The sequence below is a fragment of the Streptomyces sp. NPDC002623 genome, assembly GCF_053592635.1.
In genome coordinates this window covers 76,405-88,568 of sequence record NZ_JBSFWB010000014.1, presented here as the reverse complement: position 1 = coordinate 88,568, position 12,164 = coordinate 76,405, and the positions used below count along the sequence as shown (strand labels likewise).

Here is a 12,164-nt window from a genome sequence, read left to right as displayed (position 1 = left end):
CCAGGATCGATAGTGCTAATGGAATTCATTTTCAGTAAGATAGCAGCATGGCACGCAACGAACTCCGCCCGGTCATCAAGCTCCGGTCCACGGTGGGCACGGGCTTCACCTATGTGACCCGCAAGAACCGCCGCAACGATCCGGACCGCATGACTCTGCGCAAGTACGACCCCGTCGTCGGCCGTCACGTCGACTTCCGAGAGGAGCGCTGAACCACCGCCATGCGCAAGGGAATCCACCCGGCCTACGGTCTTGTCGTCTTCCGTGACCGCGCCGCGAACCACGCCTTCCTCACCCGCTCCACCATGAGCGGCGACAAGACGATCGAGTGGGCGGACGGCAACACCTACCCCGTCGTCGACGTCGAGATCTCCGACGTCAGCCACCCCTTCTACACGGGCACGGCCCGCGTCCTGGACACGGCCGGCCGCGTCGAGCGCTTCGAGCGCCGCTACGGGAAGCGGGGCGGGGCGTGAGCCTGTCGGTCGTGATCGTCGGCGGGCTGCACGCCGACGCCCGCCGGGCGACGGTCGCGCGTCTGCTCGCCGACGTCCCCGGCAGCGTCGTCCTCCACCACGACCTCGCGACGGCCGCGGGGGGCACGGTCGTGCGGACCGTCGGCGACGCCACCGGCATCCTCTCGGCCGGCGAGGCGCCCCTGGTCAACGACTGCGCCTGCTGCGCGCTGCGCGAGGACCTGGTGCCCGAGCTGCGCCGGCTGGCGGACGACGGCGGCACGCGCCTCGCGGTGGTCGAACTGTGGGACTCCGTCGAGCCCAAGGCCATGGCCGAGGTGGTCGTGGCCGGCGGGCTCACGGTCACCGGCGTCGTCACCGCCGTCGACCCGGCACTGCTCCTGCCCTGTCTCGGCAACGGCGACGACCTCGCCGACGTCGGCCTCGCCGCGGCCGCCACCGACCAGCGCACCGTCGCCGACACCTTCGCGCGGCAGCTGGAGTACGCCCCCGTCCTGGCCGTCGTCGACTCCGAGGAGGCCGACGACGAGGACCGCGAGCTGCTGGCGCAGCTGCACCCGACGGCCCGCCAGGTCAGGATCACGCCACCCGCCCGTGCGGATGCACAGCCAACGGAACTGTCGTATGCGCAGTCGCCGTTGGCGCGTGCCGTGCTGGCCGGCTTCGACGTCGAGTCGGCCGCCGCGGCCCAGCACCCGGCCTGCGCGCTCCTCCCCGCCGAGGCCGACGGACACGGTGTGAGCACGTTCGTCTGGCGTCGGCGCCGCCCGTTCCACCCGGAGCGGCTGTACGCCGCGCTGGAGGACCTGACCTGCGCGGCCGCCCGCAGCCGGGGCCGGTTCTGGCTCGCCGACAGACCCGACGTGCTGCTGCACTGGGACGCGGCCGGCGGAGCCCTGTGCGTGGAGTCGGCCGGTCCCTGGCTGGCGTCCCTCCCCGACGCGGCCTGGGACCTGGTCCCGCCGGTGCGCCGCGCCGCCGCCGCGCTGGACTGGCACCCCGAGCACGGCGACTGCTGCCAGCACCTGGTCTTCACGTCCCCCGGTCTCGACCGCGACGGTCTGGCACACCTCCTGGAGTCCTGCCTGCTCACGGACGCCGAGTACGCCGCCGGCCGCGCCGCCTGGAAGCGGCTGCCGCCCGCCTTCGACACCCTCCTGGAGGTCTGACCCCCATGTCCCCCACGTCCCGCAAGCCCGAGCGCAGGCCCGCCAAGCCCCGGCCCAACCCTCTCGACCAGGCGGACATCACCTACATCGACTACAAGGACACCGATCTCCTGCGGAAGTTCATCTCCGACCGGGGCAAGATCCGCAGCCGCCGAGTGACCCGAGTCTCCGCACAACAGCAACGCCAACTCTCCCGAGCGATCAAGAACGCCCGGGAAATGGCCCTCCTGCCGTACGCCCCGACCCGCTGACCCTGCCCCGACCGCGTACCTGACGTTCAGCCGGCCTGCACCTGACCTGCACCCGGCCTGCACTTGGCCCGCACATGGCGTCCCCGCTCCTACCCCCGCGTGTCCTGTACGCGCCTACCCTGTCCACCCACCCTTCGCCCGGCCCCGCCGCCGTCCGTACATTTGATCCATCCGTCTCCGTACAGGGTCCCCATCATCTGTACGAGCACAATCGGACCTCCAGTCCGCTGATCCCTGGCCACTCGCCTGCGTCGTCTGCCCGACGACCAGCCGATCCCGGCCTCATGCACACAGCCGCCGCCACCCGATCCGCGTCGCCGATCTCACCGTCGTACGCGGGGGGCGGCGGTTGTCGTCGTCCGTGGTCGGGGGATACGGGGTCCCGGGGCGGCCCGCGTCCACCGGTGCGGGACGCATCGTCGTCGGACCGACAGGGTGTCGGGGGTTTTCGGCGTCGGCGGGCCGCCGTCCGCGCGCCCCGACGTCCGACCGTCCGCCGCCGATCGCCCCTGGCGCCGGCGGCGCGGCCCCACATCCGGAGGTGCGGCCTACCGTGCCGAGCGGATGCCGGGCGTCCGCCGGAACCGCCTCTTTCAGGACGGTTTCGGCGGTGCCCTCGACCTGCCCTCCGCCGATCCGGTGCCGCGTCGACGGAACAGGACGGCCGTGTCACGCGTCTGTTCCTAGTACACGAGTGGTTTCGATCCGGACGACTTTCACATGGCCCGCACGACGGCCGACGAGCCGAACGAGTCGGGTAAAGAGGGCGTCAAAGCTGTAACCGCGCAAGTACCCCGTGTGCACGTGCATCTGCTCATGCGACTGCACGTGAACGGGGTTATGATCCGGGACAGTTGACCACGGCACCAATGGCCACAACAGCCAGTGCACCACCAGGGAGCGACCTGTGGACCACCACGTTGACGGGGGGCATGACGTGTACAACGGCATGACGGCCACACAGCTGTACGGGGTTGCCTGGCAGAAGAGCAGGCACAGCAACTCGCAGGGTTCCTGCGTGGAGTTCGCGCGGCTGCCGGGCGGAGACGTGGCCGTGCGCAACTCGCGTTTCCCCGACGGCCCCGCGCTCGTCTACACGCGCGCCGAGATCGAGGCGATGCTGCTGGGCATCAAGGACGGCGAGTTCGACCACCTGATCGCGAGCTGACGTCCCTGGACGTCCTCGATGTTCTCGGCATCCCCGACGCCCTCGCCGTCGCCGCACACTTCGTACATGTCGTGGGAAAACACCTACAACGCGCGTAGAACCGCGGCGTCAAGAAACGCCGCGGTTCGTCATTCGGCCGGCGTGTGCAGCCGGAACAGCGCCCAGACGACCTTCCCGCCCAGGCTGCCCGACAGCGGGTGCCAGCCCCAGCTGTCGGCGAAGGAGTCGACGAGGAAGAGCCCGCGCCCCGACTCGGCCGAGAAGTCCTCGCTGTCCCGGGGCAGGGGGCTGTCCTTACTGGGGTCGCGCACCGCGCACACCAACCGCTCGGTCCACCGCATCAGATGCAGCCGCACGGGCGGATGCTGCTGATCAGGCGCGCCCGAGTGATCGAGTGCGCACGAGCCGCCGTCCTCGGGGGACGACAGTCCGTGTCTCAGTGCGTTGGTCACCAACTCCGATACGACCAGACAGACATCGTCGAAACGGTCGCCGACGTCCCACTGGCCGAGGGTCCTCTTGGTGAACTGTCGTGCCTCGCGCACCGCTTCGAAGCGGGCGGGCAGAGCGCAGGAGGCGGCGTTGGACACGGCCGCGGGATCCAGCGGCGGAAGGCCCTGCCGTAACGGCTCGAGCATGGTCGATCCATTCGTCCCCATGCGAGGCACTCCCGGGATTCGCGGTCGTTGCGATGCAGCGGTGGCGCGAGACCATGGTTTCTGATGCGCACTGCGGATGCAAGGGCAGATGCACGTGCACGTGACCGAAATGGACCCGCCCGTACCGCTTCTTGGCCATTTTTTCCGCCAACTTCTCGCTCATCGCGGGCACTTCTCTTGCTTTCCCCTCACTCTTCCCTCGCGCTGCTCTGTGCGTATCCTTTGGCTTCTTTCCATCTCTGTAATCGGACGAGTACTGCTCGAAGTGTTTTAGTGGCAGACTGCGGCCCCTAAGACGGTTGGGGAGGCTGGCGAACGTGAGCGCGGGAGAGCCCGGATCGGTGGTGCGGCGGATGCTGCTCGGCTCGCAACTACGGCGGCTGCGTGAGGCGCGAGGCATCACGCGCGAGGCGGCGGGTTACTCGATCAGAGCGTCGGAGTCGAAGATCAGCAGGATGGAACTGGGCCGGGTGAGCTTCAAGACCCGGGACGTGGAGGACCTGCTGACGCTGTACGGCATCTCGGACGACGCGGAGCGCCAGTCGCTCGTCGGACTCGCCCGCGAGGCCAACGTGGCGGGCTGGTGGCACAGTTACTCGGACGTCCTGCCCAACTGGTTCCCCACCTACGTCGGCCTGGAGGGCGCGGCCGCGCTGATCCGCGCGTACGAGGTCCAGTTCGTGCACGGTCTGCTGCAGACCGAGGCGTACGCGCACGCCGTCGTCAGCCGTGGCATGAAGGGCGCGAACGCGGCCGACGTCGACCGGCGTGTGGCCCTGCGCCTGGAGCGGCAGAAGTACCTCGTCGCCGAGAACGCCCCCGACTTCCACATCGTCCTCGACGAGGCCGCCCTGCGCCGGCCCTACGGCGACCGCGAGGTGATGCGCGGGCAGCTCCAGCATCTGATCGACGTCTCCGAGCGCCCCAACGTACGGCTTCAGGTCATGCCGTTCAGCTTCGGAGGGCACTCCGGCGAGTCCGGCGCCTTCACGATCCTGAGCTTCCCGGAGTCCGACCTGCAGGACGTCGTCTATCTGGAACAGCTCACCAGCGCCCTCTATCTGGACAAGCGCGAGGACGTCGCCCAGTACGAGCAGGCGCTGAAGGAGCTCCAGCAGGACAGCCCCGGCCCGGACGAGAGCCGCGACCTGCTGCGCGGCCTGATCCAGCTGTCCTAGTCCAGTCCTGGCCCGGTCCTGGCCCGGTCCTGGCTCAGCCCCGGCTCAGCCCTGGCCCACGTTCCCGAACCCTGTTTCCGGCCCGGTACCTAGGGATTCCCCTAGAGGGTCCGAGATGCTCCCCAACTTGCCCCCCAACTCCCTTGAGTCACCCGTACGATGACGTGTGATCAGATGGGATCGGGTCAGATCATGATGCCGATCGATCGCGGCCGATCGCAGCAGGGGATTGAGGGATCACATGTCGTCGTCGTACTTCACCGACCTGGCCCAGCAGTACATCGACGGTGAGTGGCGTCCGGGTACGGGCGACTGGGACATCATCGTCTGCAATCCCTATGACGGCGAGAAGCTCGCCTCGATCACCATAGCCACCGTCGGCGAGGTCGACGAGGCCTATCAGGCCTCCGCCCGCGCCCAGAAGGAGTGGGCCGCGACCAACGCCTTCGCCCGCCGCGCGGTGTTCGAGAAGGTGCTGCGGCTGGTCGAGGAGCGCGAGGCGGAGATCAGCGAGATCCTCGTCAACGAGGCCGGCGGCACGTTCGGCAAGGCCGCCTTCGAACTGCACCTCGCCAAGGAGTTCCTGCGCGAGTCGGTCCATCTGTCGCTGCGCACCGAGGGCAGCATCCTTCCCTCGCCGATCGACGGCAAGGAGAACCGCGTCTACCGCGAGCCGGTCGGCGTGGTCGGTGTGATCAGCCCCTTCAACGTGCCGTTCCTGCTGTCGCTGAAGTCCGTCGCCCCGGCGCTCGCCCTCGGCAACGGCGTGGTGCTCAAGCCGCACCAGAACACCCCGTTCTCCGGCGGCACCGTGATCGCCAAGCTCTTCGAGGACGCCGGTCTGCCGCCGGGCCTGCTGAACGTCGTCGTGACCGACATCGCCGAGATCGGCGACGCCTTCCTGGAGCACCCCGTCCCGCGGGTCATCTCCTTCACCGGCTCCGACAAGGTCGGCCGGCACGTCGCCACCGTCGCCGCCTCGCACTTCAAGCGGGCCGTCATCGAACTCGGCGGCAACAGCGCGTTCGTCGTCCTCGACGACGCCGACGTCGACTACGCGGTCGACGCGGCCGTCTTCAGCCGCTTCGTCCACCAGGGCCAGGTCTGCATGGCCGCCAACCGGGTCCTGGTCGACCGGTCGATCGCCGACGAGTTCACCGAGAAGTTCGTCGCCAAGGTGCGGACCCTCAAGGCCGGCGACCCGCGCGACCCGCAGACCGCGATCGGCCCGGTGATCAACCCCTCGCAGGCGGAGGCGGTGTCGAGCGTTGTCGAACAGGCGATAGCCCAGGGCGCGAACCCCCTCGTGCACGGCACGACCACCGACAACCTCGTCGAGCCGTCCGTCCTGGCCGACCTTCCCGCCGACTCCGCCCTGCTCCGGCAGGAGGTTTTCGGTCCCGTCGTCTTCCTCAACACCTTCGACGGCGAGGAGGAGGCCGTACGCCTGGTCAACGACACCCCGTACGGCCTGAGCGGCGCCGTCCACACCGCCGACACCGAGCGGGGCGTCGCCTTCGCCCGGCAGATCGTCACCGGCATGTTCCACGTCAACGACGCCACCGTCCACGACGAGCCGCTCGTCCCCTTCGGCGGCGAGAAGAACTCCGGCGTCGGCCGCCTCAACGGCGAGACGACCATCGAGGCCTTCACCACCACCAAGTGGATCTCGGTCCAGCACGGCCGCAGCGGCTTCCCGTTCTGAGCGTCCGCGCGGCGGGGCCACGCGACGGGGCCGTCAGGCCGAGGTCATAACCTGGGCGCATGTCAGCGATCCGTCTTCTCGTGCTGGGCGCCGTGCGCCAGCACGGGCGGGCCCACGGCTACCAGGTGCGCGGCGACCTGGAGTACTGGGGCGCCCACGAGTGGTCCAACGCCAAGCCGGGCTCGATCTACCACGCCCTGAAGCAGATGGCCAAGCAGGGACTGCTGCGCGAGCACGAGACGGCGCCGTCCACCGCGGGCGGCCCGCCGCGCACCGAGTACGAGATCACCGAGGCAGGCACCGAGGAGTACTTCAGGCTGCTCCGCGAGGCGCTGACCTCCTACGACCAGAAGACGGACGTGAAGTCGGCGGCCATCGGCTTCGTCGTCGACCTCCCGCGCGCGGAGGCGGTGTCGCTCCTGAAGGACCGCATCCGCGGCATCGAGGCGTGGCGCGCGGCCGTCACCGAGCACTACGTCCCCGAGGACGGCCCGGAACAGCTGGGCCACATCGGGGAGATCATGAACCTGTGGATCCACACCGCCGACGCCGAGGCCGAGTGGACCCAGGGCCTGATCGCGCGGATCGAGGGCGGCGCGTACACCTTCGCGGGGGAGGGCGAGCCGTTCGTCGGCGTCCTGGCGGAGGGTGCGGAGAACCCGTACGCGACGGGGGAGCGGCATCCGGGGGACTCCCGCTGACCCGGTCATCCGGCGATCCGGCTGGCTAATCAAGTTTGACGAGTGATGTCCGTGGAGTTACTTTGGGTGAGTAATCAAGTTTGATTAGTTGACGAGCTGGGGGACTGCCATGGTTGACCGGGCGATCGCCGTCGAAGGCGTACGCAAGAGGTACGGCGACACACAGGCACTGGACGGGCTCGATCTCACGGTCGCCCGAGGCACCGTGCACGGCGTGCTCGGACCGAACGGCGCGGGCAAGACGACCCTGGTCAGGATCCTGTCCACACTGCTGCGACCGGACTCCGGACGCGTCGAGGTGGCCGGCCACGACGTGGTGCGCCAGGCCCGGGAGGTCCGCCTGCGCATCGGTCTGCTCGGCCAGCACGCGGCCCTCGACGAGGAGCTGAGCGGCCGGCAGAACCTGGAGATGTTCGGCCGCCTCCACCACCTGGGCGCCCGCCCCGCGCGCGGGCGCGCCGACGAGCTCCTGGAGCGTTTCGACCTCACCGCCACCGGCCGCAAGCCCGTCAGCGCCTACAGCGGAGGCATGCGCCGCCGCCTGGACCTCGCCGCCTCCCTCATCGGCAACCGACACGGCATCGACCCGGAGGTGCTCTTCCTGGACGAGCCGACCACCGGCCTCGACCCGCGCGGGCGCGCCGAGGTCTGGTCCGCGGTCCGCTCACTGGTCGGCGGCGGGACGACGGTCGTGCTCACCACCCAGTACCTGGAGGAGGCCGACCAGCTCGCCGACCGCATCTCCGTCGTCGACCGGGGCCGGTTGATCGCCGACGGCACGGCCAACGAGCTGAAGACGCTGACGGGCGGCGACCGCATCGACGTCGTCCTGCGCGACGCCGGCCAATTGGGCACCGCCCTCGCACTGCTGCCCCTGCCCGAGGAGGACGTCACCGTCGACCCCGACCGCCGTCTGCTCAGCGCTCCCGTCACCGACCGGATGGCCGCTCTCGCCGGCGTCGTCCGCGCCCTGGAGGAGGCCGGCGTCGAGGCGGAGGACGTGGCCCTGCGCCGCCCCACCCTGGACGAGGTCTTCCTCCACCTGACCGGCCACGACGACCGCACCAAGGAGCCCGTGTGAACACGTACCCGCTGACCGATTCCTGGACGATGACCCGGCGCGAACTCGCCCATTGGGCAAGGCATCCGGGCCGGGTGGTCGTCGGGCTCGTCTTCCCGGTGATGCTGCTGCTGATGTTCGGCTACCTGATCGGCGGCGGCCGCGGGGTGAGCGGCGACTACCTCGACTACCTGATGCCCGGCATGCTCGCGCTCACCATGGCCTTCGGCCTGGAGGGCACGATGCTCGCCGTCACCCAGGACCTGAACAAGGGCGTCATCGACCGCTTCCGGGCGATGCCGATGGCCGACGGCGCCGTCCTGGTGGGCCGTTCGGCGGCCGACATGCTTCAGTCGGTCCTGGGGCTGGCCGTGCTGATCGTCGTCGGCCTCGCCCTCGGCTGGCGTCCCCAGGGCGGACCGGGCGCCTTCCTCGGCGCGGTGGGTCTCCTCCTTCTCTTCCGCTTCGCGATGCTGTGGATCGGCATCCATCTGGCACTGGTGGCCGGGAAACCGGAGATGGTGCAGGCCGTGCAGATCCTGGTCTGGCCGGTCGGCTTCCTCTCCAACGCCCTCGCCACCCCCGCCGCCATGCCCGGCTGGCTGGGCACGGCCGTCGAGTGGAACCCGATGTCCCGGACGGCGACAGCGGTGCGCGACCTCTTCGGCGGTCTGGGCGCGGACCCCGCCCACATCTGGACGGCGGTCGGCTGGCCCCTGGCCCTGCTGGCGCTCTTCTTCCCCCTCACCGTAAGAAAGTTCGCCCATATGAGCCGCTGACCCCACCGACCCCACCGACCCCACCGACCCCGCGCGGCTCCCGCCGGCCGCCGCCTCTCCCGACGGCCGAGACGCCGCCCGCACGGAACCGGGCTGCCACCGAAACCGTCGCGGGCGACCTCGACCCTCATGCAACCGCTAGTGGTGGAACCCGGTCGCCGCCTCCCTGTCCCTCGTCGACGGCTCCGACTGTTGCCGGAGATCCGGCAGCAGTCGGGTCAGGTCCTCCACGAACAGCTCGGCGAGGTCCTCCGAGAAGCCGTTTCTGCAGACGACTCGCAGCACGGACAGATCCTCCCGGTTCGCCGGGAAGGTGTACGCGGGCACCAGCCACCCGCTCTCGCGCAGCCGCCGGGAGACGTCGAAGACGTCGTACGACTTCACCTCCGGAGCCGTGGTGAAGGCGAACACCGGCAGCTCGTCGCCCCGCGTGAGGAGCCGGAAGTCGCCGAGCGCCTCCACCCGCTCGGCGATGCCCCGGGCCACGTTCCGCGTGGACTGCTGCACGGCTCGGTAGCCCTCGCGGCCCAGCCGCAGCAGCGTGTAGTACTGCGCGACGACCTGCGCGCCCGGCCGGGAGAAGTTGAGCGCGAACGTCGGCATGTCGCCGCCCAGGTAGTTCACGCGGAACACGAGTTCCTCCGGCAGGGCCTCCTTGTCGCGCCACAGCGCCCAGCCGACCCCCGGGTACACGAGCCCGTACTTGTGCCCCGAGGTGTTGATGGACCTCACGCGCGGGAGGCGGAAGTCCCACACCAGGTCCTCGTCGAGGAAAGGCGCGATCATCGCGCCGGACGCGCCGTCCACATGCACCGGGATGTCGAGGCCGGTCCGCTCCTGGAGAGCGTCCAGGGCCAAACACAGCTCGGCGATCGGCTCGTAGGACCCGTCGAACGTGGAGCCGAGGATGCCGACGACCCCGATCGTGTTCTCGTCGCACAGCTCGGCCGCCGCCTGCGGGTCGAGATGGAACCGGTCCCCCTCCATGGGGACCTGACGGGCCTCCACCTCCCAGAAGTTGCAGAACTTGTCCCAGCAGACCTGGACGTTGACCCCCATCACGAGGTTCGGACGGGCGCCGGGGTAGCGGTCGGCGTTGCGCAGCGACCACCGCCGCTTCAGTGCCATCCCCGCGAGCATGCACGCCTCGCTCGACCCGGTCGTCGAACAGCCCACGGCCGCCGAGGGATCGGGTGCGTTCCACAGGTCGGCGAGCATCGCCACACAGCGCCGCTCCAGCTCGGCGGTGCGCGGATACTCGTCCTTGTCGATCATGTTCTTGTCCCGGCATTCCACCATCAGCACCCCGGCCTGCGGCTCCATCCACGTGGTGACGAAGGTGGCCAGGTTGAGCCGCGAATTGCCGTCCAGCATCAGTTCGTCGTGCACCAGCTGATAGGCCGTCGACGGCGGCATCGGCGAGTCCGGCAGCCGGTGCTTCGGCGGCGCCTCCGTCATTCCGCCGACCGGGTTGGCCTCGCCGTAGAAGGGATTCACGGACAGAGGACGCTCGTCGGGCTTCTGCGGGCCTTTGTGGAGGGGCATGGCTTGTTCTCCCAACTGGCGGAGCGGCGACCGCCGAGTGGCGTTCTGCCGCTTCATCGGATCGAGGGGCCTGTTCGGTTCACACGCTCAGCGCACCGCCGTTCCATCGTCGCGCAACTGCATCTGCGGCCGTCCTGTCACCAGCAGCCAGGCGGGCAGCGAGGCGAAGCAGAGCAGGGCGATGATCGCGGGCGAGGCGACGAGGGCGGCGGCCGTGAACAGGCTCAGCCAGCCCTGCCGGGTGATGGCGAGGAGCACGCCCAGCACGCCCCCGGCCACGCCCACCGCCGGGTGCACACCGGGCACGAGGGCATGGGCGGTGAGGCCGAGGGCGACGCCGACGAACACGGCCGGGAAGATCCGACCGCCCCGGAAGCCGCAGGAAGCGGCGACGAGCAGCGCCGCCAGCTTCACCACCGTCATCGTGGCGAACTGGCCGGCCGACCAGCCCTCGGGATCGGCCGCGAGCTCCCCGATCTCGTCCAGTCCCTTGAACAGCGTCAGATGGCCGCCCAGCGCCCCCAGCAGCCCCAGGACGAGCCCGCCGGCCGGCAGCGCCAGCATCGGGTGTCCCAGGCGCGCGAACGCGCCGTGGACGTACGGGAACGCGCACACGGCGCACAGGGCGAGCAGCGCGCCCACCGACGCGATCACGAGCACCGCCAGCAGATCGCTCCACCCGGGCTGCCCGAAAGCGGGCAGGTCGAGGTCGAAGGTCGGATGGTCCACCAGGGTGGTCGTCATCGAGCCGACCGCGGCGGCGACCAGCGGTGCGAAGACGCTGTCCCACAGCGGCCCCTTCGTCTGCCGCCCCGCCAGCGCCTCGGAGATCAGCAGCGCCGCCGCCACCGGTGTCCCGAACAGCGCGCCGATCGTCGCCGCCTCCGCGAGCACGGACCACAGCCCGCCCGGCGCCCGGGGCAGCAGCCGGTGTCCCAGCCAGAAGGCGAGCCCGACGTTCACGGCGATGATCGGGTTCTCCGGGCCCAGACTCGGCCCGCCCGCCAGCATCAGCGCGGTAGCCACCAGCAGCCCGGGGAGCACGGCCGGCGGCAGCACGCGCGCGTCCAGCCCCAGCGTGGCCGGATCGGGCCCCGCATGCCCCGGCACCTTCCACACCACCAGCCCCACCAGCACCCCGGTCGAGGTGAGCATGACGAGCATCCACAGCACCGAGTACCGGCCCACGCCCAGCGCATCCGGCAGGTTCTCCCACAGCACGTGCTGCAGCAGCTCGGCCGACTCGCTCACCAGCACGAACAGCAGGCTCGCCAGCACGCCGACGACGAGCGCGGGCAGGATCAACGGCAGCAGGGCGCGTGCGGGGGTCGCCGGAGCGGTCGGCGCCTGCTGCGCGGAGTCCTGGGCCACGGGGTCACGATAAGCGGATGAAACGGACACGACATCCGGGCGGGAGCGGACGAGGACGGCCGTGAGCGGACGGGAACGGGCGCGGACGCGCGCCGGAACGCG

The 12,164-nt window shown here is 70.1% G+C and carries 13 protein-coding genes; 10 read left to right on the top strand and 3 right to left on the bottom strand.

All coding sequences use genetic code 11. From position 1 onward, the window contains the following. Positions 1–47 precede the first annotated feature (47 nt). The 5 genes from rpmG to ACWD4O_RS25215 all read left to right on the top strand — a co-directional run bounded on the left by rpmG (position 48) and on the right by ACWD4O_RS25215 (position 3,064). Positions 48–212, top strand: a complete 165-nt coding sequence (rpmG, locus tag ACWD4O_RS25235) for a 50S ribosomal protein L33 (RefSeq protein WP_358802673.1) — start codon at positions 48–50, stop codon at positions 210–212. A gap of 9 nt (positions 213–221) precedes the next feature. Beyond that, positions 222–476: a type B 50S ribosomal protein L31 gene (locus ACWD4O_RS25230; protein ID WP_451283069.1), complete on the top strand. Its 255-nt coding sequence runs from the start codon at positions 222–224 to the stop codon at positions 474–476. After that, positions 473–1,645: a CobW family GTP-binding protein gene (locus tag ACWD4O_RS25225; RefSeq protein WP_451283067.1), complete on the top strand. Its 1,173-nt coding sequence runs from the start codon at positions 473–475 to the stop codon at positions 1,643–1,645. Before ACWD4O_RS25230 ends, ACWD4O_RS25225 begins: the two co-directional genes overlap by 4 nt. A gap of 5 nt (positions 1,646–1,650) precedes the next feature. After that, positions 1,651–1,896: a 30S ribosomal protein S18 gene (gene rpsR / locus ACWD4O_RS25220; RefSeq protein ID WP_351915458.1), complete on the top strand. Its 246-nt coding sequence runs from the start codon at positions 1,651–1,653 to the stop codon at positions 1,894–1,896. A 949-nt stretch (positions 1,897–2,845) separates the two neighbouring features. Next, positions 2,846–3,064, top strand: coding sequence for a DUF397 domain-containing protein (locus ACWD4O_RS25215; RefSeq protein WP_052183895.1), 219 nt, complete (start codon positions 2,846–2,848; stop codon positions 3,062–3,064). A 128-nt stretch (positions 3,065–3,192) separates the two neighbouring features. On the opposite strand, the gene ACWD4O_RS25210 is transcribed toward ACWD4O_RS25215, so the two are convergent. Further along, positions 3,193–3,702, bottom strand: coding sequence for an ATP-binding protein (locus tag ACWD4O_RS25210; RefSeq protein ID WP_451283065.1), 510 nt, complete (start codon positions 3,700–3,702; stop codon positions 3,193–3,195). A 374-nt stretch (positions 3,703–4,076) separates the two neighbouring features. Between ACWD4O_RS25210 and ACWD4O_RS25205 the strand changes: the two genes are divergently transcribed. From ACWD4O_RS25205 to ACWD4O_RS25185, 5 genes are all read left to right on the top strand, one after another. Continuing rightward, positions 4,077–4,901: a helix-turn-helix domain-containing protein gene (locus ACWD4O_RS25205; RefSeq protein ID WP_351915511.1), complete on the top strand. Its 825-nt coding sequence runs from the start codon at positions 4,077–4,079 to the stop codon at positions 4,899–4,901. A gap of 241 nt (positions 4,902–5,142) precedes the next feature. Then, complete coding sequence (locus ACWD4O_RS25200; protein ID WP_451283063.1) at positions 5,143–6,606, top strand: aldehyde dehydrogenase family protein; 1,464 nt, start codon at positions 5,143–5,145, stop codon at positions 6,604–6,606. Positions 6,607–6,665: 59 nt separating this feature from the next. After that, positions 6,666–7,307, top strand: a complete 642-nt coding sequence (locus ACWD4O_RS25195; RefSeq protein ID WP_451283061.1) for a PadR family transcriptional regulator — start codon at positions 6,666–6,668, stop codon at positions 7,305–7,307. Positions 7,308–7,416: 109 nt separating this feature from the next. Then, positions 7,417–8,388: an ATP-binding cassette domain-containing protein gene (locus tag ACWD4O_RS25190; protein WP_451283059.1), complete on the top strand. Its 972-nt coding sequence runs from the start codon at positions 7,417–7,419 to the stop codon at positions 8,386–8,388. Further along, positions 8,385–9,146: an ABC transporter permease gene (locus tag ACWD4O_RS25185; protein ID WP_451283057.1), complete on the top strand. Its 762-nt coding sequence runs from the start codon at positions 8,385–8,387 to the stop codon at positions 9,144–9,146. The genes ACWD4O_RS25190 and ACWD4O_RS25185 overlap by 4 nt, the downstream gene beginning before the upstream one ends. Before the next feature lie 138 nt (positions 9,147–9,284). Here the strand turns inward: ACWD4O_RS25185 and ACWD4O_RS25180 are convergent, their stop codons facing one another. Next, positions 9,285–10,691: a glutamate decarboxylase gene (locus tag ACWD4O_RS25180; protein ID WP_451283055.1), complete on the bottom strand. Its 1,407-nt coding sequence runs from the start codon at positions 10,689–10,691 to the stop codon at positions 9,285–9,287. Positions 10,692–10,778: 87 nt separating this feature from the next. Beyond that, entirely contained in the window at positions 10,779–12,062 is a 1,284-nt protein-coding gene (locus ACWD4O_RS25175; protein ID WP_451283053.1) for an ion channel protein, read from the bottom strand. Positions 12,063–12,164 lie beyond the last annotated feature (102 nt).

Excerpts from the sequence above, each read along its gene's own strand:
- rpmG (WP_358802673.1), top strand. The coding sequence starts at position 48 with ATGGCACGCAACGAACTCCGCCCGGTCATCAAGCTCCGGTCCACGGTG.
- ACWD4O_RS25230 (WP_451283069.1), top strand. The coding sequence starts at position 222 with ATGCGCAAGGGAATCCACCCGGCCTACGGTCTTGTCGTCTTCCGTGAC.
- rpsR (WP_351915458.1), top strand. The coding sequence starts at position 1,651 with ATGTCCCCCACGTCCCGCAAGCCCGAGCGCAGGCCCGCCAAGCCCCGG.
- ACWD4O_RS25215 (WP_052183895.1), top strand. The coding sequence starts at position 2,846 with ATGACGGCCACACAGCTGTACGGGGTTGCCTGGCAGAAGAGCAGGCAC.
- ACWD4O_RS25210 (WP_451283065.1), bottom strand. The coding sequence starts at position 3,702 with ATGCTCGAGCCGTTACGGCAGGGCCTTCCGCCGCTGGATCCCGCGGCC.
- ACWD4O_RS25205 (WP_351915511.1), top strand. The coding sequence starts at position 4,077 with ATGCTGCTCGGCTCGCAACTACGGCGGCTGCGTGAGGCGCGAGGCATC.
- ACWD4O_RS25200 (WP_451283063.1), top strand. The coding sequence starts at position 5,143 with ATGTCGTCGTCGTACTTCACCGACCTGGCCCAGCAGTACATCGACGGT.
- ACWD4O_RS25195 (WP_451283061.1), top strand. The coding sequence starts at position 6,666 with ATGTCAGCGATCCGTCTTCTCGTGCTGGGCGCCGTGCGCCAGCACGGG.
- ACWD4O_RS25190 (WP_451283059.1), top strand. The coding sequence starts at position 7,417 with ATGGTTGACCGGGCGATCGCCGTCGAAGGCGTACGCAAGAGGTACGGC.
- ACWD4O_RS25180 (WP_451283055.1), bottom strand. The coding sequence starts at position 10,691 with ATGCCCCTCCACAAAGGCCCGCAGAAGCCCGACGAGCGTCCTCTGTCC.